This window comes from Shimazuella alba (assembly GCF_009831235.1).
GTDB classification, from domain to species: Bacteria; Bacillota; Bacilli; order Thermoactinomycetales; family Thermoactinomycetaceae; genus Shimazuella; species Shimazuella alba.
Genome location: NZ_WUUL01000003.1, coordinates 128,689 through 148,346, shown reverse-complemented (window position 1 = coordinate 148,346; position 19,658 = coordinate 128,689). Strand labels below are relative to the sequence as shown.

25 protein-coding genes are annotated in these 19,658 nt (G+C 39.0%); 20 read left to right on the top strand and 5 right to left on the bottom strand.

The window, feature by feature from the left end; all coding sequences use genetic code 11:
• Window position 1 precedes the first annotated feature (1 nt).
• Window positions 2–970: a signal recognition particle-docking protein FtsY gene (gene ftsY / locus GSM42_RS05645; RefSeq protein ID WP_160800586.1), complete on the top strand. Its 969-nt coding sequence runs from the start codon at window positions 2–4 to the stop codon at window positions 968–970.
• 230 nt (window positions 971–1,200) lie between these two features.
• On the opposite strand, the gene GSM42_RS05640 is transcribed toward ftsY, so the two are convergent.
• The 3 genes from GSM42_RS05640 to GSM42_RS05630 form a co-directional block, all read right to left on the bottom strand.
• Window positions 1,201–1,542: a hypothetical protein gene (locus GSM42_RS05640; protein ID WP_160800585.1), complete on the bottom strand. Its 342-nt coding sequence runs from the start codon at window positions 1,540–1,542 to the stop codon at window positions 1,201–1,203.
• A gap of 118 nt (window positions 1,543–1,660) precedes the next feature.
• A complete protein-coding gene (locus GSM42_RS05635; RefSeq protein ID WP_160800584.1) occupies window positions 1,661–1,849 on the bottom strand; it encodes an H-type small acid-soluble spore protein in 189 nt (62 codons plus the stop codon).
• A gap of 32 nt (window positions 1,850–1,881) precedes the next feature.
• Window positions 1,882–2,184 (bottom strand): MTH1187 family thiamine-binding protein, encoded by a 303-nt coding sequence (locus GSM42_RS05630; protein WP_237446490.1) that lies wholly within the window; start codon window positions 2,182–2,184, stop codon window positions 1,882–1,884.
• Window positions 2,185–2,454: 270 nt separating this feature from the next.
• Here GSM42_RS05630 and GSM42_RS05625 point away from each other — a divergent pair, with 270 nt between their 5' ends.
• The gene (locus tag GSM42_RS05625) at window positions 2,455–2,793 is read left to right on the top strand and encodes a hypothetical protein (RefSeq protein WP_160800583.1); all 339 of its coding nucleotides are present in this window, start codon (window positions 2,455–2,457) and stop codon (window positions 2,791–2,793) included.
• Window positions 2,794–3,105: 312 nt separating this feature from the next.
• Entirely contained in the window at window positions 3,106–3,474 is a 369-nt protein-coding gene (locus GSM42_RS05620; protein ID WP_160800582.1) for a hypothetical protein, read from the top strand.
• A 120-nt stretch (window positions 3,475–3,594) separates the two neighbouring features.
• Here GSM42_RS05620 and GSM42_RS05615 read toward each other — a convergent pair whose 3' ends face one another.
• A complete protein-coding gene (locus GSM42_RS05615; protein ID WP_160800581.1) occupies window positions 3,595–4,509 on the bottom strand; it encodes a DMT family transporter in 915 nt (304 codons plus the stop codon).
• A gap of 103 nt (window positions 4,510–4,612) precedes the next feature.
• Window positions 4,613–5,482, bottom strand: coding sequence for a LysR family transcriptional regulator (locus GSM42_RS05610; RefSeq protein WP_160800580.1), 870 nt, complete (start codon window positions 5,480–5,482; stop codon window positions 4,613–4,615).
• A gap of 140 nt (window positions 5,483–5,622) precedes the next feature.
• Between GSM42_RS05610 and GSM42_RS05605 the strand changes: the two genes are divergently transcribed.
• The 17 genes from GSM42_RS05605 (at window position 5,623) to GSM42_RS05525 (ending at window position 19,609) form a co-directional block, all read left to right on the top strand.
• A complete protein-coding gene (locus GSM42_RS05605; RefSeq protein ID WP_160800579.1) occupies window positions 5,623–6,672 on the top strand; it encodes an ornithine cyclodeaminase family protein in 1,050 nt (349 codons plus the stop codon).
• A 24-nt stretch (window positions 6,673–6,696) separates the two neighbouring features.
• Complete coding sequence (locus tag GSM42_RS05600) at window positions 6,697–7,818, top strand: aminotransferase (protein WP_160800578.1); 1,122 nt, start codon at window positions 6,697–6,699, stop codon at window positions 7,816–7,818.
• Window positions 7,819–8,086: 268 nt separating this feature from the next.
• Window positions 8,087–9,490, top strand: a complete 1,404-nt coding sequence (locus tag GSM42_RS05595) for a YfcC family protein (RefSeq protein ID WP_420820971.1) — start codon at window positions 8,087–8,089, stop codon at window positions 9,488–9,490.
• Window positions 9,491–9,508: 18 nt separating this feature from the next.
• Window positions 9,509–10,654: a M20 metallopeptidase family protein gene (locus tag GSM42_RS05590; protein WP_160800576.1), complete on the top strand. Its 1,146-nt coding sequence runs from the start codon at window positions 9,509–9,511 to the stop codon at window positions 10,652–10,654.
• Between the two features lie 22 nt (window positions 10,655–10,676).
• The gene (locus tag GSM42_RS05585) at window positions 10,677–11,639 is read left to right on the top strand and encodes a threonine ammonia-lyase (RefSeq protein WP_160800575.1); all 963 of its coding nucleotides are present in this window, start codon (window positions 10,677–10,679) and stop codon (window positions 11,637–11,639) included.
• Window positions 11,640–11,787: 148 nt separating this feature from the next.
• The gene (locus tag GSM42_RS05580) at window positions 11,788–12,138 is read left to right on the top strand and encodes a VOC family protein (RefSeq protein WP_160800574.1); all 351 of its coding nucleotides are present in this window, start codon (window positions 11,788–11,790) and stop codon (window positions 12,136–12,138) included.
• 204 nt (window positions 12,139–12,342) lie between these two features.
• Window positions 12,343–12,591 (top strand): hypothetical protein, encoded by a 249-nt coding sequence (locus tag GSM42_RS05575; protein WP_160800573.1) that lies wholly within the window; start codon window positions 12,343–12,345, stop codon window positions 12,589–12,591.
• 647 nt (window positions 12,592–13,238) lie between these two features.
• Complete coding sequence (ylxM, locus tag GSM42_RS05570) at window positions 13,239–13,565, top strand: YlxM family DNA-binding protein (RefSeq protein ID WP_160800572.1); 327 nt, start codon at window positions 13,239–13,241, stop codon at window positions 13,563–13,565.
• A gap of 18 nt (window positions 13,566–13,583) precedes the next feature.
• Entirely contained in the window at window positions 13,584–14,927 is a 1,344-nt protein-coding gene (gene ffh, locus GSM42_RS05565; protein WP_160800571.1) for a signal recognition particle protein, read from the top strand.
• Window positions 14,928–14,964: 37 nt separating this feature from the next.
• Window positions 14,965–15,222 carry a 30S ribosomal protein S16 gene (gene rpsP, locus GSM42_RS05560; RefSeq protein WP_160800570.1) on the top strand — a complete coding sequence of 86 codons (258 nt, stop codon included), beginning with the start codon at window positions 14,965–14,967 and terminating at the stop codon, window positions 15,220–15,222.
• Between the two features lie 18 nt (window positions 15,223–15,240).
• Window positions 15,241–15,753 carry a ribosome maturation factor RimM gene (gene rimM, locus GSM42_RS05555; protein WP_160800569.1) on the top strand — a complete coding sequence of 171 codons (513 nt, stop codon included), beginning with the start codon at window positions 15,241–15,243 and terminating at the stop codon, window positions 15,751–15,753.
• Window positions 15,754–15,762: 9 nt separating this feature from the next.
• Window positions 15,763–16,500, top strand: a complete 738-nt coding sequence (trmD, locus tag GSM42_RS05550; protein WP_160800797.1) for a tRNA (guanosine(37)-N1)-methyltransferase TrmD — start codon at window positions 15,763–15,765, stop codon at window positions 16,498–16,500.
• Between the two features lie 85 nt (window positions 16,501–16,585).
• Window positions 16,586–16,939, top strand: coding sequence for a 50S ribosomal protein L19 (gene rplS / locus GSM42_RS05545; protein ID WP_160800568.1), 354 nt, complete (start codon window positions 16,586–16,588; stop codon window positions 16,937–16,939).
• Between the two features lie 70 nt (window positions 16,940–17,009).
• Complete coding sequence (lepB, locus tag GSM42_RS05540; RefSeq protein ID WP_160800567.1) at window positions 17,010–17,585, top strand: signal peptidase I; 576 nt, start codon at window positions 17,010–17,012, stop codon at window positions 17,583–17,585.
• A 26-nt stretch (window positions 17,586–17,611) separates the two neighbouring features.
• Entirely contained in the window at window positions 17,612–18,490 is an 879-nt protein-coding gene (gene ylqF / locus GSM42_RS05535) for a ribosome biogenesis GTPase YlqF (RefSeq protein ID WP_160800566.1), read from the top strand.
• Window positions 18,474–19,250, top strand: coding sequence for a ribonuclease HII (locus GSM42_RS05530; protein ID WP_237446489.1), 777 nt, complete (start codon window positions 18,474–18,476; stop codon window positions 19,248–19,250). Before ylqF ends, GSM42_RS05530 begins: the two co-directional genes overlap by 17 nt.
• A complete protein-coding gene (locus tag GSM42_RS05525; RefSeq protein WP_160800564.1) occupies window positions 19,247–19,609 on the top strand; it encodes a YraN family protein in 363 nt (120 codons plus the stop codon). Before GSM42_RS05530 ends, GSM42_RS05525 begins: the two co-directional genes overlap by 4 nt.
• Window positions 19,610–19,658: the final 49 nt, after the last annotated feature.

The following is a 19,658-nucleotide window of genomic DNA, read 5'->3' as shown; positions in this document are numbered from 1 at the left end:
AGTGAGTTTTTTCTCGAAGTTAAAAGAAAGTGTTGCGAAAAGAACAGAATCGGTAACCCAAAAATTTGTTTCTGGTCTAAGCAAAACAAGTTCTAATCTTGTAGGTGCAATGGGAAGTATCTTTACAGGAAGAAGTAAAATCGATGAAGATTTATATGAAGAATTGGAAGAAGTGTTAATTGGTGCCGATGTAGGAGTACCAACCACCATGCATCTAGTAGAACGATTAAGACAAGAAGTAAAAGCAAGGAAAATCAAGGAACCAAGTGAACTTCAGCTTGTTATGTCAGAACTCATTGCAGAATTGTTAGAAGATGATGATGAGCCTTCTTTGCAGTTAAATCAAGATGGTATGAGCATTATTTTATTCGTTGGGGTGAATGGGGTCGGAAAGACCACCACCATTGGAAAACTTGCCCATAAGCTAAAACAAGAAGGTAAAAAAGTTATCTTAGCAGCAGGGGATACTTTCAGAGCTGGGGCAATTGAGCAGTTGGAAACATGGGGAACTCGTGCTGGAGTTGATGTGATCAAACAACAAGCAGGGTCTGACCCTGCTGCTGTTATCTATGATGCGATCCAAGCGGCGAAAGCTCGACAAGCAGAGGTATTGCTTTGTGATACAGCAGGACGACTCCAAAATAAAGTGAATTTGATGGAAGAATTAAAAAAAGTGTTTCGTGTGGTACAGCGAGAAGTGCCAGATGCTCCACATGAAGTATTATTGGTACTTGATGCAACGACTGGTCAGAATGCGATGCAGCAAGCAAAAACATTTGGACAAGCTGTAAATGTGTCTGGTATTGTTTTGACGAAGTTAGATGGGACTGCAAAAGGCGGGATTGTAATCGCTATTCGTCATGAACTGGATTTACCAGTAAAATGGATCGGACTTGGGGAAAAAGCGGATGATTTACAGCCATTTGATAAAGAGCAATTTTTACATGCTTTGTTCCAAGAGGAAGATTAAATTGGAGTTTGTTAATCCTTTACCTTTAAATTTCATTTATAGGGGAGTATTTAAAATACATTCAGAAATAAGAATTGTAATGAGTTCAAATTAGAAGAATAATCTTATATTGCAGGAAATGGCTATCATGATATTTTATTATGATGGTCGCTTTTTTGTGTAAAAATATATGATCCCTACATTCTCCTCCATAAGAAGTTGAATGTAGGGTTGAAAATCAGAGTTTTTACTTATTTGGATGCCTCTAGGTAGCAGGTGATTCCTCCGTCATGAAAGATCAATACGGTAAGTTCACCCCGCACTCCATTTTCGTTAAATGTATAAGTAAACTTGTTCAAGTTACTACTGCGTGGGAAAGTGGGTTTATCCATTTCGGTAGTTCCTGAAAGGGAGACTGTAGCGGTAAATGTGAGACTCCCAGTTTTGTTGCGTGGAGAGAAAGTTAGGGAAATTTTCCGAGAATTAACTACGACTTTACCCTTTTTTTCTATGGTAGATGTTGCTTTGCTTTCCACCACTCCGCTGGCGCGACCCGTACCACTGACATTTTTAATCCGACAGCCAATTTCCATTTTATATCCCTTTAGACTAGTGAACTCTGATTACTTAATTATTATATCTCAGCTATTCTACCAAGTATAACTATTTTATAGCGTTTTTCGTTTTTTAAGGTGCTAATTTCCATACATTTTAAGGTTCTCTTACCTCTTGAAGCTCATTTACTGGAACGGTCATTTCATCATCAGAGTTCCCTACTCGATGCACATCAGCTATTTGTGCCACCTCGTTGACAGACTGAATCCAAACCGATTCTCCTTTGTATGTAACTGTTATTTTGTCTGGTGATTCCAATATTTCCTCTACTCGCTTCACGTCCATTTACCCAAACCCTCTTTTCATACAAATAAAATTTATTGTAGCGATTGTTGCACAATATCTACTTGTTGCTCGATACTTAATTGCTTATCTACTCTCTCATCTATCGAGATATTTGTTACAATACGATCCACTCCATTGGAAATTGCATTTCGATGAATTGCTTTTGCCGTATCCAGTAGCTGGTCTAGATCTCCTTCAATGATGGTGTTGGTAGGGGTAACTTGATATTTCAAACCTTTTTCCTCAATGATTCTAACTGCATTGACGACAGACGAACTAAAACTAGCACTATTTGTTCCGATTGGAATCAAACTAATCTCCATTAATGCCATCATAAACCTCCTTTTAAATAGTCATTTTCCTTTTTAGAAGTTTTATGCAAAATTTATTTCAAAAGAGATGTAAGCATGTTGAAAAAGAGATAATTATGGTTTTAACAAAAAATAAGCTACTAATAAACTCTATATCTCAATATTATATTTTTTCTCATGCTGTTAGACTAATTTGAGACTATCCCCAACATTTCTAATGTTAGATGGATTATTTTTATTATAGGGGTTTGGTGTGATATAGTGATATTGCCCTACGCATACGAAGGAGAGGTTATGTCTGAGCGATCTATATCTATAATAGACAGTGATCGTGAGGTTATCTTTCGACTGACAGCCGAAACAATTCAAAAGATTTCGGATGATCGGTGGGAAGCAGAAGATCCATTGTTTGTACAGGTAGCTATTCGGTATGGCAATGTGGAGGTGAGTTTTACCTGCACGAAGTTCCGAATCGAAAAGGAGAAGGGGACAGTTATAATACAAGCGTATCCAGCAGGGAGAGCATCAATGGGAATCGGTCTGTTCGATTCAAGCGGTGAGTTTCTCCCTCGAAAGGCGACATTGTTACTGGAGAAGCTACTTGGTACGTCTGTTCGTATCGTTAAGGTCTAGTCTCTTGCTAAAGGAGACTATGCTCCTGATATCTGTTTAATATTGGGAGCACATCAAAAACAATACTCATTCAATGAGATATAAGAGGTTTATCATTCAAAGTGATAAACTTTTACATTTGACAGGGATAAAGGATAATAGGAAATAGAATTAGCTTTTGCCAAACAGGTGTCTTTTACATTATAATTGGCACCTGTTTAGTCCAGTTATTACATTGTTTTAATGGGGGATGTATCCAATATATTTTCAGAATTAAATAATTGTATGTTATGATAGTTGTTAAGTTCTGACACTAGTCAAGAAGGAGTAGTCTTGCAATCCGAAACAGTGAAAATCCAAACGATTTATGGGATCGTGACGCTCACAACAGTAGCTGAGAAGATCTCTCCGCACCATTTTCAAGCGGAAGGACCTCAGACCAAGATAACGCTGGAAATGGGCGATCGAGAGGTCACTCTCACAGTAGATTATTACAATTTGTGGGATATGGAACGAGATATTCCAGTTTACAAGTCTGGATTTCAGCCCGAAAATCAGCGAGATTCTGTTTTTGAGAGCCTTAGCTTTACTTTTGTTTCGAAGAAAGGTAAGGGCTGGATTAGATTTGATATGTTCGATGCAGCAGGCAACTTTATGCCTGCTGCAGAACAGTTTGAAAAGTGGCTTCATATTAAGAGTTGATAAACTGAAAGGTTTTCGCTTTTCGAAAGTAGATGATTTCAAAGAGTAAGCAGTCTTGTTCCCTATAGCGTACTAGTGATAGCCCCTAAACGTTTATCGTTTAGGGGCGCTGTTTATGTTTTACATTTTCTCTATTCGTGCCTCTGCTGATGGTATGATCTCATTTGGTTTATTTTTCTGTTTTAAAAATAGCCAAACTCCAATGATAGTAACCATACATCCCCCTATCTGCATCAAGGAGGGTATTTTTCCATAGAAAAAGTAAGCCAAAATATTAGAACCTATAGGTATTCCAAGAATGCTCACAGATAGCACAAGAGCACTAATATGTTTGAGTAACCAATTTTGCAAAAATAGCCCGAAAACCGTAGGGACAATCGCTAAAAGGACTAAGTACCCCCATTGAGAGGTAGAGTAGCCTGTAAACGGTTGATCCATTATCAGATTGATGATGAACAATACAAAACTCGCAAAGGCAAAAACATAGAAGTTGTAAACAGTCGTATGCATCTTTATAACGAGTTTTTGACCCAGTATCATATAGATCGAGATAGATATGGTTCCTAACACCGTAAGCAAATCCCCCAAAAGGAGATTTGGCGCGTTAGTATCTGTATGTAAAAAATCAGATAATGCCATTAAAAGTGCACCAATCATCGCGATTACCATACTGCTTGCCGAACGAAGATTTAATTTATCACCGAATACAAAAATACTCCCAATGAAAACGATAAGTGGTTCCAATGTTATTAAAACCGTGTTGCTTGCGATAGTGGTATAACGTAAGGCATAGACGCCCAATAGAAAGTGCAATGCTAGAAAAAATCCTGATAGACAAGCAAGTAAAATAGTCTTTACAGGCAATGCCTGAAAGTGCTTCCTATCTTTGATAAACAAAGGGATAAAAAGCAATAGGACAATGAATAGGCGATACATGCCGATGATGGGGGCAGGGATCGTAAGGGATGTTAATAAAATAGGTGTAAATGACATAGCAAACACACTGAAGAGAAGTAAAAAACGTGGAGATAACATCAGGCTTCCCTCTCTATATAATGGACTCTATGTGTTTACTTTACAATGTCATCTATAGAAAAACGAATTGAATTTTTTAATGGTTAGTATTATTTTCTATTATTTAAGCGGACCAATTTTCTTTTAATAATTGATAGAAACTAAGGATATTTGGTTCATTTGCTCGATTACGAAGATAAATACCATTTGTTTTTATTTTTCGATTGGCGATTTTTAATGAAAAGAGGGATTTGTTGTTCTTCTCTGATGCCATAAACTTGGAACTGAGCAGTGCCCAGCCTGTTCCGTTAAGAACTGCTTTTTTGATAGCTGCTTCGCTGCCAGATTCAATAATCCATTCAGGGTGGAGGTCAATTTCGGCTAGACTCTCTGTAATCACATCTACAAAATTACAATGATCATGGTGCATGAAAAAGGGGAAGCGGCCTAGTTGTTTTGGATCAGGGATCTCATCTAATAAATCTTTGGATGCTACAAGTAAAACCTCTTCTTCATCCAACACGAATTCTTCTACTTCTGTTTCCTTGCTTTCTCCTGAAATAATAGCAAATTCTGCTTCGTTGTTTAAAACTTGACGTATCGCATCTTTACTATGGCAAGAAATCAACTCCAGCTTTACAAGGGGATAAAGACGGAAGTAATCACGAATGATGGGTGTTAGTTGATGTGCACAATAAAATTCTGGTGCAGCTATCCGCAGTTTTCCAGAAGGACCTTGCATTGTCTGTAGAGCTAGCTCCATATGGTGCATGACATCAAAGATTTGATCAACATGTTCTTTTAAGATTAGACCAGCAGGTGTTAAAAATGTTTTTTTACGAATTCGTTGAATCAAAGGATAACCAATCTCTCTTTCCAATGCTTGAAGCTGAAGGGTAATGGTTGGTTGTGTATACCGTAAAATTTCTGCTGCTTTGGATAAATTAAGATGTTCAGCAACAACTTGAAACGTGCGAAGGTTACGAAGCTCCAAAACAGATCAACCTTTCTTTGTGAATTTTAATAGACGCTATAAATTATTTTAATTTCCGTTCTATTCCTCGCTGTGTTAGATTATCGTTTAGGTTATGGTATCGAATGTAGCGAAAGATTGCAATCGAGAGGAGTTGTCGCATGTTTCCATTTCGTGTGTTAAATCAAGAAGCTGTTCAAGAGAATCTGGATATGAAAAGTTGTTTGGATATCGTTGAGAGAGCATATAGACTAAAAGATGAAAACAAAGCTACCTTATTCCCTATGGTTTTTCATGAGTTTGAACCTGGGGTAGCAGACATGGATATTAAATCAGGGCATCTTGCAGGAGCGAACATATTTGGATTGAAATTGGTGTCTTGGTTTGGGGAAAACCCGACCAAAAACTTACCCGCTATCATCGGTACGGTAATGGTACTCGATAGTCGAACGGGAAGACCGATTGGGATCATGAGTGGAGAAGCAATTACGTTAATGCGGACAGGAGCAGCAGCGGGAGTTGGTGCAAAGTACTTTGCGAGAGAAGATTCGAAAGTATTGCTGTCTGTGGGTTCTGGTCACCTTGGAGCTTATCAACTTTTGGCTACTTTGATGACTTTAGAAAAAATAGAAAAAGTATGGGTCTATAATCCTAGATCGACTGAAAGAGCAGAAATCTTTTGTCAATCGGTGAAACAAAAATGTATGCAACTGTTACAACCTTATCAAACAGATCGTAGTTACTATGAAGAAATGGTTAGAAGAATTAACATTCCTTTTGAAGTTGTGTATGACATTGAACAGGCAGTGGCGGAAGCGGATGTGATTAATACCGCAACCCCATCGAAACAACCTCTTTTGAAAAAAGAGTGGATCACAGAAGGTACTCATATTACTTGCTTAGGAGCAGATATGGGTGGGAAACAGGAAATCGATGAACATATTTTTGCGAATGCCAAGTTATTTGTTGATGATATCACCCAAGCAATGAATGTAGGAGAAACAGAAATACCGGTAAAAAAAGGGATAGTTCAAGCAGATCAACTGACAGAGATTGGTAGTGTCATTCGGGGATTAAGAGAAGGAAGAACTTCTCCACAAGATGTTACCATTTTTGATAGTACTGGCATTGCTTTACAGGATCTCTTAACAGCAGAATCGATCTTAAGAGAAGCAGAAAAGAATGGATCAGGCGTCGTAGCAGATATTTAATGTGTATAGAAATGAGGTGTTGAGATGCGAATTCCTGCTTTTAAAGTAGAAGAATGGATGAATGAATATGAACATGAAGCAGTTTATAATATTGCAGAAACATGTGTTGATTCGTTAACTGTGGAAGAATTGATCTCGTTAGATGGTACAAATCCAGTAGATTTTTTTCAGGAAGTATCCAAACAAAAGTTGACCTATGGTCATATTATCGGTTCACCTGAGTTTAGACAGAGAATAGCTGGGTTATATCAAACGATTAATGAAGAGCAAGTATTGTTGATGAATGGTGCGATTGGTGCAAATTTTTTAGTCTTGTATTCCATCATCCAGCCAGGAGATCATGTCGTTGCTGTACATCCTACCTATCAACAATTGTACGATGTCCCGAAATCATTTGGAGCGACGGTTGATCTACTTCCTCTACGAAAGGAAAATAATTACTTACCAGATATGGATGAACTCCGTTCTCTTGTTACGAAGAAAACAAAATGTATCATCATCAACAACCCAAACAATCCAACAGGCGCTTTAATGGATAATGATACGTTAAAAGAAATAGTCGCAATTGCCCAAGAGGCAGATGCTTATATTTTAAGCGATGAAGTATATCGCAATTTGTTGCAGGAAGACCAGCACATCTCTTCTATTGTAGATCTTTATGAAAAAGGAATCAGCACATCAAGTATGTCAAAAGTATTATCACTAGCTGGTTTACGACTAGGATGGATAGCAGCTTCCCCAGAAGTGATCCATGAATGCTTAAAACATCGCGATTATACTACGATTAGCTGTGGGATGATTGATGATCTGCTCGCAGTGCATGCATTGCGTAACTACGATAAAATATTGGATCGCAATTTAAAGATAGTTCGTGATAATTTAGCAATACTGGATGAATGGATTCAAAAAGAACCATTGATTCATTATGTAAAACCAAAAGCGGGAACTACAGCTTTGCTTCATTATGAGTATCCTCTTTCTTCTGAGCAATTTTGTTTGCAACTCTTTCAAACAAATGGAGCTTTTTTAACTCCGGGTTCTTGTTTTAATTTAGAGGGGACGCTGCGAATTGGCTATGCGTGTGCAACAGCTGTATTGAGAAATGGATTGGAAAAAGTATCGGAGTTCACTCAAACACTTCGGTAAATAGGGTTTCCATTAATGGGAAGCAGTGTAAGCATGTATATTCTTACTCCCTGCTTCCCATTTTTTGTGCTTACTCTCTATGGTATAAAATTTTATAATATATACTATTGATTAAATTAATTAGTTTCCGGTAAATGTGCTGTGTTAGAATTTTTTCAAATAAAAAATGCATAAATGTGTATGGTGATTTATATTTTTACATTTATATTAGAATCTTTTAAAACCTAGCAACATACCTGATTGCACAGTACTGGGAGGTTTGAGACAAGTGAACAAGGTAACAAACTTATCTATTCCAAAGAAAACGAGAGAGATTAACGTTTTCGTATTGCTCACGATCGTACTTGCTATTGCACTTATTTTGACGTATGTTGTACCGGCTGGAGAGTATCAGCGAACAGAAATTGATGGTCGTAGTGTGGTTGTTCCAAACACATATAAGCATGTTGAATCGGCTTCACTTAATCTAATGGATTTTGCTAGTTCTTTTCACAAAGGCATGGTAGAAGCTGCTGATATCATTTTCTTTGTTCTCATTATTGGTGGTTCGTTTGGGATTATTGTTTCTACTGGAGCGATTGAGGCTTTTATCTTAAGTGCTTCTCGAAAACTAGGAAATAAAGAAAAATGGTTGATTCCATTTATGATGCTATTTTTTGCAATTGGTGGTTCACTCATCGGAATGGCAGAGGAAACATTGGTATATATTCCGATTTTAATTTCTTTAGCACTCTCCTTAGGTTTTGATGTGATCACAGGTACTGCTATTGTTTTGGTGGGAGCATCGATCGGATTTACTACAGCTGTGATGAATCCGTTTACAGTTGGTGTTGCCCAAGGGATAGCCAAACTTCCGATGTTTTCAGGCATAGGCTTCCGTATTGTTTTATTTATCATCATGTATATCGTTGGAGCGTGGTTTGTTTATCGCTATGCTGCCAAAGTGAAAGCGGACCCCAGTAAAGGGTTTTTCGGTGATGGGAAATATACAAAAATAGATAAAACGAAGACTGATATTCCATTTACAGGAAGACATAAAGCGGTCCTTATTTGCTTTTTACTTAACTTTGTGATTATTGCTTTTGGTGTTATCAAATATGGTTGGTTTATGACAGAGATTTCTGGAATGTTTATCATTCTTTCGATTATAGTAGGGTTTATTGGTCGAATACATCCTAATACTTTTGTAGAAAACTTTATGTCTGGATCTGCTGGAGTTATCTCTGGAGCATTAATTATTGGGGTAGCAAAAGCAGTGGTTGTTATTTTAACAGATGGTCGAATCATTGATACCATTTTATATTCTGCTGCGTCTGTCCTGGATTCTGTTCCGGCTTATCTTAGCGCTGTAGGGATTTATATATTCCAAGCAATTATAAACTTTATTGTACCATCAGGAAGTGGTCAGGCAGCTTTAACGATGCCAATCATAGCTCCTCTTGCAGATTTAGTCGGTGTTACTCGGCAAACTGCAGTATTAGCGTTCTCTATACAAGATGGAATTGGTAATATTATTCTTCCTACTTCTGGCTACTTTATGGCGGGATTAGCTTTAGCTGGCATCCCTTGGACACGTTGGGTAAAGTGGATTCTTCCCTTGATCGCGATGCAATATGGAATCGGACTTATTGCAGTTATCGTTGCACATCTCATTGGATATGGACCATTCTAAGAAGGAGTGTACACAGCAATGGAAGTGACAGAAGAATTAGCAACTTGGGCCATTTCTCATCGTCGTCATCTTCATCAGTTTCCAGAGGTATCAGGACAAGAATATGAGACACATCAATATATCAAAAAGAACATTGAAGAACTTGGAATGGAAATTTTAGAATTTCAGCCACCTAGTTTGGTTGCGTATCTTCTAGGGAGAGAAGGGGGGAAAACAATTGGCTTGCGTGCAGATATAGATGCTTTGGCAATCCAAGAAGAAGGGGACAAAGTGTGCTTATCTCAAAATCCCGGGGTTGCTCATGTATGTGGACATGATGGACATACATCGATTTTGTTAGCAGTAGCAAAATGGGCAACAGAAAACAGAGATTTGATCAAGCCAAACTTGGTATTCATCTTCCAATCTGCTGAGGAAACAGGTCCCAGTGGCGCAGAAGCTTTGATGAAGCAGGGTGTGTTGGAGTCGATTGATGAGATTTATGGGCTTCACCTGTGGCAACCATTAAAAAAAGGGAAAATTGGCCTGAAATCTGGTTCAATGATGGCTTCATCAGATGAATTTGAACTCGTGATCAATGGATCTGGCGGGCATGGTGCATTGCCGCATGAAACAGTTGATCCTATTTTTATTGCTAGCCAAGTAATCAGCGGTATTCAATCGATTATCAGTAGAAGAATAAATCCAATGAACCCAGCTGTAATCACAGTTGGAAAAATAATAGCAGGAACAACATACAATATTATTCCGAATCAAGCGACGCTTTATGGAACGATTCGTGCCTTTACCAATGAGGTACGACAATGGCTTCCAACCGAATTGGAGCGATTAGCAAAAGGGATTTGTGGAGCATATGGAGCAACGATTTCTTTTCAACTGTTAAAGGGAACACCACCAGTTATCAATGACATTGTCACAAGTGAGTATGCGAAAGAGGTGATTACTACTTCCTTTCCAGCAAATACGTATGAGACAATAGAACCATCCATGGCAGCTGAAGATTTTTCCTACTATCAGCAAAAAAAGCCAGGAACCTTTATCTTTGTGGGGATGAACAGTGAAGTGAGTCGTTATCCGCATCATGATCCTCGTTTTGATATAGATGAAGAAGCAATTCCTATTGCTATTCGTTTGTTTTGTGAATTAATTCTGCATCGTTCTTGATATGTATATTGGAGGTTTTTATATGTTAGATGTATCTTTATTAGATGTAATAAAAGCACAAGCAAAAATTAAAGATCAAATTAACCCAACACCGCTTCTTTCTTCTCCTGCGTTGTCTGAAAAAGTGGGAGCGGATGTTTGGTTGAAGGTAGAAGCATTACAAAAGACAGGTTCATTTAAACTAAGAGGAGCTTTTACCAAACTGTTTTCTCTCTCACCCAGAGAGAGGGAAAAAGGAGTTATTACTGCATCAGCGGGTAATCATGCACAAGGTGTGGCTTATGCATCTGCTCACTTACATATTTCTGCATTGATTGTCGTCCCAAAAAATGCTCCTGAAACCAAAAAAGCAGGAATTCAAAGATTTGGAGCCCAGTTAGTAGAATTCGGAGATAATTATGATGAAGCGGAAGCTCATGCATTTCAATTAGCAGAAACAACAGGTAGAACTTTTGTACATGCATTTGAAGATGAGCAGATTATCGCAGGTCAAGGCACAGTTGGTTTGGAGATTTTATTGGAACAGCCTGATTTCGATACCCTTGTCGTTCCTGCTGGTGGGGGAGGATTAATTTGTGGAGTAGCAGTTGCAGCGAAAGCGATTAATCCTGATATTCGGGTAATGGGCATACAGTCTCATGCTTCCCCACCGTGGTATTATTCTTTCCGTGAGAAAAAAATAGCAGATGTGACCTATTTTGACTCCTTAGCGGATGGCCTGCACGGCGGCATTAGCCAAGGAAATCTCGATCTCGCTTTACAAGTAGTGGACGACTTCATTTTGGTAGAAGAAGCAGAAATAGCTCATGCGATGTATTGGTTAGCCAAAGAGCATCATTTTATGATTGAGGGTTCAGGCGCAGTGGGTGTTGCTGCACTATTAAATGGTCATTTAAATCTAGCAGGACAAAAGGTTTGTACGATATTGAGTGGAAGCAATGTAGATGCAACGAAGCTGGGGAGTATTATCCAAAAGCATACCTAATCCGTTTTATTAACTAATAAAAAATGAACACTATATGAATGTAACTATATAAAATAAGTATAAGGATGAATTCTATCAAAGAAGAGTCATAGATTGATTTGTATATGATCTATCGTAAGTTTCTGCTTGAGATGACGGGAGATTAAAAATGAAGGTTAAACGTATCATTGCTAATATAGAAACTCAAGATGTATCTGCCGCTAAGATTTTTTACCAAGATGTGCTTGGGTTAGATATTCGAATGGATCATGGCTGGATCATTACTTACGGGTCAGATGAAAAAATGAGTGTTCAAATTAGTTTTGCTACACAAGGTGGTTCAAATACACCTACACCTGATTTATCGATCGAAGTCGATGATGTCGATGAAGTTTTGGATCGTATGAAAAACGCTGGTTTTTTGATCGAATACGGTCCAGTTAACGAGACTTGGGGAGTTCGTCGCTTCTTCGTTCGAGATCCATTTGGAAAACTAGTGAATATTGTTACTCATGTGTGATGCAAAATAAATTGCAAATGACGCTTGTACATTTCTCGAGTCATCATTTTCCCTATATAAAAGGAGCTTTTCACACATAGGTTCCTTTTTCTGTATCTATGTCACTTCACCCTTTTCTTTATTGTTCAGAAGGAGATAATTTGAGAAAACAATAATTATTGTGATAAAATGATTGTACCCGTTCTGTACTCTTAAGGAGCTGTTATGAAGCTTGAAAAGGCTGCTCAGGTTGTCAAGCAGACTGCTTATGAAGCAGCACTGCATGCGATTGGAAATGATCTTGGATTTCAGGAATCCTTGTCGTTTATCCAGCGTGAGGCTGAGCGTAAGGCTAGCGCTGTCAAGTTTCCTCATAAGAATCTTGACAGAGAAAACATTGTCTTGGAAGCCTTCTTTGCGGCTGAGGATACATGGTCGTCTTGGCAAATGGTGAGTAGTGCAGTCGGAGTCTGATACTGTTCAGACTGGACACGGAATGCAAGGTCCTATGTATTCCGTGTCCAATCATCTTTCATGTATTACTTTGCTGCTAATATAGTTTTCGTATCTAATACTGTTTAGTTGATATTTCTAATGAAAAAGCATCTTTAATTTTAGATGTTTTTTTGTTGCGCAAATACAACAGCGAGGTGATCAACACACCCTCCTGCCAATTGAACTGACCCCTCTTGGAGATCCGCATTCGGCCATCCGCGTACCTCGATGCGGAAGCTGGTCCAGTCCTTCAGATTGTTCACCGCTGGCGAAGTCATCCCAGTAGAAGCTATAGTCTAGGTCAATATGGAGCTTTTCTGTCTTAAGCTGCTGTATGGAAAATTCCTCCTTAAATGTGCAATATCTTTCTAAAATGTGATACTGCCATAGATTCGGGAAATTGATGTCCCAATTTTCAGTGAAAAAGACAATAGATCTATATGTTCATAAATCACTTTGGATATGTCACGTATATGCTTAAAATTAAAAAGCTGCTATTTATTGAAATCAAACTTCGTTTTTAGTATATAGACGATAAAGTATTAGTCTTGACTCGATGTTCGTTTTCTGTTACTATTTTCAACTGTAAAGGAAATCACCTTGACACAAACAAGAGGTGATCAGATTTGCTTGAACAAACAACAGAAATAAACCTATTATATGATTTTTATGGGTCTCTCTTAACCGAGAAACAACAATTGATTTTAGAATGTTACTACCATGATGATTGGTCCTTGTCAGAGATTGCAAACCATCAAGGGACTTCAAGACAAGCAGTGTTTGAAGGCATTAAACGTGCTGGGCAACATTTGATAGAATATGAGAACAAGCTCGGTATGGTTGCAAAATACCGTGAGCGTGATCAAATAGCAAAGAAAATTCTCTCCAAGTTGTCTGCTGATCCCTCTTTAAAAGAGGAGTTAGCACCTTTGATTCAGCAGATGATAGATTAGCGTTAGTGAGGTGAGAAGATGGCTTTTGAAGGATTATCTGGCCGACTGCAATCCATTATGTCAAAGCTTCGTGGGAAAGGAAAAGTAACAGAAGCAGATGTAAAAGAGGCAATGCGAGAGATTCGATTAGCGCTTTTGGAAGCGGATGTAAACTTTAAAGTAGTGAAAACGTTTATAGATCGTGTGAAAGAAAGGGCTATCGGACAAGAAGTATTGAAAAGTCTCACTCCAGGGCAACAAGTAGTGAAAGTTGTAAACGAAGAATTGACTGAGTTGATGGGTGGGCAAGAGAGCAAATTAGCTGTTGCAAGCAAACCTCCGACTATTATCATGATGGTAGGTTTGCAAGGAGCGGGGAAAACAACATCATCTGCTAAACTAGCACGATTGCTCTCCAAGCAAAACAAAAAACCGCTATTAGTTGCGGCGGATATTTATCGTCCAGCTGCTATCAAACAATTGGAAGTCTTAGGAGAACAACTAGGAGTACTGGTATTTTCTCTAGGGGACAAAGAAAATCCTGTGAAAATTGCTCAAGCGGGTATTGAGAAAGCAAAGAAAGAGCAGTTTGATACGGTATTGATTGATACTGCAGGTCGCTTGCATGTAGACGAGCAAATGATGGATGAACTAAGGGGAGTTCGCAAAGTTGCGGAACCGGATGAGATTCTTCTGGTTATTGATGCCATGACCGGTCAAGATGCTGTGAACGTGGCAGAAAGTTTTCACCGTGAAATGGAATTAACCGGTGTTATCCTTACCAAATTAGATGGAGATACTCGTGGTGGAGCAGCTTTATCAGTAAAAGCTGTAACAAACTGTCCCATCAAATTTGTTGGTATGGGTGAAAAAGCGGATGCGCTTGAACCGTTCCATCCTGATCGCATGGCATCTCGTATCCTTGGGATGGGTGATGTACTTTCTCTCATCGAAAAAGCACAAGAGGCAGTGGATGTAGAAAAAGCCAAAGAGCTGGAAAAGAAAATGCGCAGTCAAAAACTGACGCTAAACGATTTCTTAGATCAGCTACAACAAGTTAGAAAAATGGGTCCATTGGAAGATATGTTAGCAATGATCCCAGGAGCAAATGCAAAAGCTTTAAAGAATGTTACAGTTGATGAGAAAAAAATGGATCGTATCGAGGCGATTATTCAGTCTATGACTTCTCATGAAAAAGATCATCCCGAAATCTTAAATGCAAGCCGTAGAAGGAGAATTGCAATGGGAAGCGGAACTTCTGTACAAGATGTCAACCAGCTACTCAAGCAATTTCAAGAGATGAAGAAAAGCATGAAACAGATGGCTTCTATGATGAAAAATACGAAAAAGCGAAAAGGCTTTAAGTTTCCATTTATGGGATAGGCCAAAAAAGTTTACTCTAGAGTGGAGGTGAAAGAAAATGGCAGTGAAAATTCGTTTAAAACGGATGGGTGCAAAAAAAGCTCCTTTCTATCGTGTAGTTGTAGCTGATGCTCGTGCTCCACGTGATGGTCGGTTTATTGAAGAGATTGGTTACTTCAATCCATTGACAGAACCAGCACAAGTGAAAATCAATGAAGAAAAAGCATTGAAGTGGTTACAAACAGGAGCGCAACCTTCTGATACAGTAAAAGCTTTACTTCGTAAAGAAGGTATCCTAGAAAAATTACAAAAGTAAGGTTGGGCTGACGTAAAAATGGAGTTTCTTCGCGTAGGTCAATTGGTAAATACACACGGAATTCGCGGTGAAGTGAAAATCATGGCGAATACGGACTTCCCAGAGCAACGCTTTGCTGTTGGAAAGCAAGTTTGGCTAGAACATCCAACGCTTGTCGAAAAACTTCCACTTACAGTAGCTCAGGTTCGTACGCATAAATCTACTCTACTGATTCGTTTCCGAGAATGGAATAACATTAATCAAGCAGAAGCTTTTAAGGGAGCTTGGTTAATTGTTCCAGAGGAAGAAGAGGTAACAGATGAAGATGATGGTTTTTTCTTTCATCAAATCATAGGCTGTCAAGTGGTTACCACTGATGGAATGCAAGTTGGGAGAGTCAAAGAGATATTGCCACTCCCAGCGAACGACGTGTGGGTAGTGTCCAGAGAAGGAAAAGCGGATTTACTTATTCCTTATATTGAAGATATCATCAAGGATGTTGATGTAAAACAGCAGGTAATCACTATGGAATGGATGGAAGGACTGGAGTAAATGGCGATGATTCGCTTTGATGTATTAACCTTATTCCCGGAGATGTTTCATGGATTTCTTTCTCATAGTATCATGGGTAAAGCGAAGGAGAAGGGGTTAATAGAAGCTAATCTCATTAATTTTCGACAGTTTTCTGACTCCAAACATAACACTGTTGACGATACACCGTATGGTGGTGGGGGTGGGATGGTATTGCGTCCACAACCCATATTTGATGCAGTGGATCATCTGCTGGAGAATGTTGCAGAAAAACCTCCGATCATAATGATGACGCCTCAAGGTGAACCCTTTTCACAAGAAAAAGCGGAGGAGCTTTCCATATATCCTCATCTCGTTCTACTCTGTGGACACTATGAAGGTTTTGATGAGCGAATTCGTCAGCATTTGGTAACACATGAGATCTCCATGGGAGACTATGTGCTGACGGGTGGGGAGTTACCTGCCATGATTATTATGGATAGTGTTAGCCGCTTGCTTCCTGATGTGTTGGGGAATCCGATGTCTCATGTTGATGATTCATTTTCAACAGGACTCTTGGAGTACCCGCATTATACAAAGCCATCTGAATATCGTGGGCTGAAAGTACCAGATATCTTATTATCCGGTCATCATGCAAACATAGACAAATGGAGACGTGAACAAGCTTTGCTTCGCACATGGGAACGTCGACCTGATTTGCTGAAATCTTCTAATCTGACTGAAGAAGATCGTAAATTTTTGCGTCTTTTGGAAGCGGATCAAGACTAATTGTGTTCGCGATAGACATATGTTACAATATTTCCGTTTCCGTGATTCGGGATTTTGATAGAAAGAGAAGGGAGGTTATCCGATCATGCAACAACTTATTAGAAGCCTTACAGAAGAACAATTGAAGCAAGATATCCCATTGTTTCGTGCTGGAGATACGCTTCGTGTACATGTGAAAGTAAAAGAGGGTCAACGTGAACGGATTCAGCTTTTTGAAGGAGTTGTAATCCAACGTCGTGGTGGCGGTATTTCTGCTACTTTTACTGTTCGTAAAATTTCTTACGGTGTAGGTGTGGAACGTACTTTCCCGCTTCATTCCCCACGTTTGGACAAGATTGAAGTGATTCGTCGTGGTAAAGTTCGTCGTGCTAAATTGTTCTACCTACGTAAACTTCGTGGAAAAGCTGCTCGCATCAAAGAAAGAATGACACACAAGTAAATGCATGTTTCGCGAAAAAAGGGCTTGAGTTAATCAAGTCCTTTTGCCATCTCTGCATAGGGGGCCGTTGATGGGTGAATTCGTATCTCGCTCGGAGCGACAACGAAAAGAACGTCTCGAACGAAAAAGGCAAAAGAACGATAACCGTTCACCAAGCGCATTTGATTGGGTAAAAGCCATCGTAGTTGCGCTTATACTTGCTGTTGTCATTCGTGGATTTTTTCTGGAACCAACTTACGTGCAGGGTCCTTCCATGTTAAACACCATGCAAACAGGTGATAAGGTAATTATTAATAAACTTATTTACCGGTTTAAATCCCCCGCTCGTGGTGAAATTATTGTTTTCCATACACAAGGAGAAAAAGATTTAATTAAACGGATAATTGGTTTACCTGGTGAAACGATACAAGTTAAAAATAGTCGTGTTTATATTAATGGGAAGATGCTATCAGAACCTTATTTATCCTTTTCTACACAAACCTCCACCGTTCCACCAACAAAAATTGCTGCTGGTCATCTATTTGTGATGGGTGATAATCGAGCAAATAGTGCAGACAGTCGTGATTTAGGGCCAATTCCGATCGATCAAATAGTAGGAAGAGCGGAGTTTATTTACTGGCCAATTTCAAAGTGGAAGTCATTGTGATTTTATCGTAATTAGAGGTGTGAAGTATGTCGATTCATTGGTTTCCAGGCCATATGGCGAAAGCCAGAAGACAGATAGAAGAAAAATGTAAACAAGTAGATATCGTGATTGAACTACTAGATGCAAGACTACCACTAGCAAGCCGTAATCCAATGATTGATGAGATAACTGGACATAAACCAAGACTTGTGCTTTTTACCAAAGGTGATATGGCTGATGAATCTCTTACGAATGAGTGGATTTCTTATTTTACCCAATTAGGAGTTTCTGTTCTGCCAATAGATGCAAAGACAGGAAAAGGCGTACCAAAAATCGCTTCTACCTGTGAAGAAATTTTGGAGCCCTTATTTGTTTCACGAAAGAAAAAAGGTATTGTATCAAAACGGATGCGAGCAATGGTGTTAGGTATTCCAAATGTAGGGAAATCTTCTTTGATCAACCGCTTAGCTGGTAGACATGCTACGCAAACTGGAGACAGACCTGGGGTTACAAAAGCACAACAATGGATTCGAGTTGGTAAAAAATTGGAGTTATTGGATACACCTGGTATTCTTTGGCCTAAGTTTGAAGATCCAGATACAGGTATGAGACTTGCGATGAGCGGTGCGATAAAAGATGATATTCTACCAACTGAAGAAATAGCTCTTTATACATTAAAATATGTTAGTTTCCATTATCCAAAATTATTGGAGGAACGATATAGTGTCGTGATTCAAGAACAAACTCCCGTAGAATTATTGGATGAGATAGGAAAAAAACGTGGTTGTTTGATGCGCGGAGGAGAGATTGACTGGGACAAAGCTGCGGATATCGTCATGGGAGATCTACGATCAGGGCGACTTGGGAGAATAACGCTAGAGTCACCAAGTGATTATGAGGAGATTGGAAATGAAGAAAACGATTGACGATTGGCGTGTCTGGTTAAAAGAAAATGAAGTAACAGAAGATGTACTAGCTGAATTGTTGGCTGATACACGTCGTGGTGTTCAACAATTAGCCAAAAGACATCAAAACCAACAAGCAAAGAACAAAATAGAACTAGAACGCTTAGCTCGTATGTGGAAATACGAAAAGCAATTATGGGCAAATGGGAGTATGACCATTGCTGGTGTTGATGAGGCTGGTCGTGGGCCACTTGCGGGTCCTGTCGTTGCAGCAGCGGTTATTTTGCCGGAAGATTTTGATGTAACTGGGTTAAATGATTCCAAACAAGTAACTGTCACAGAACGTGACCGTTTACGAAAACATATTGAACAACATGCGATTGGTATTGGTGTGGGAGTCGTAGATGTTGACTATATTGATCAATTCAATATTTTACAGGCTACGTTCCATGCCATGCGTCTAGCTATTTTAGAGTTAACTGTGACACCTGATCATCTATTGTTAGATGCTGTAAGACTTCCTCAAGTAACCATTCCACAAATGAGTCTGATTAAAGGAGATAGCCTCAGCCACTCAATCGCAGCCGCTTCGATTATTGCTAAAACGACTCGAGATAATTGGATGATGGAAATACATAAGAAATATCCTCAATATGGATTTGATCAACATATGGGCTATGGAGTCCCAACACATCTAAAGATGTTAAATAAATATGGTCCCTGTCCGATTCACCGTAGAAGTTTTGCACCTGTTCGAGCAGCGATAGGAAATGTAACATGATTGATCCAAGGAAAGAAACAGGACGCAGGGGAGAAGACATGGCTGCAGGGTATTTGGTGTCAAAAGGATGGGAGTTAGTGGCAAGAAATTGGGCTACAAACTTAGGGGAACTGGATATCGTTGCAAATGATGGCTTGCATGTAGTGTTTGTAGAAGTAAGAACGACGACATCCAATCAATTTGGATTGGGTTTTCAATCGGTTGACTATCGGAAACAACAACAAGTGCGTCGGCTTGCTACGCAATTTTTACAACAACAACAAATGGGAGATTTACCTTTGCGATTTGATGTTATCTCTGTTCTGTTGTCAAAAGAAAGGGCATTTGTTGATTTGCAGCATTTGGAAGGAGTATTTTGATTGAATGGAATACCTTGTTATTGCTGATTAACAGTAAATTTGTTACTAT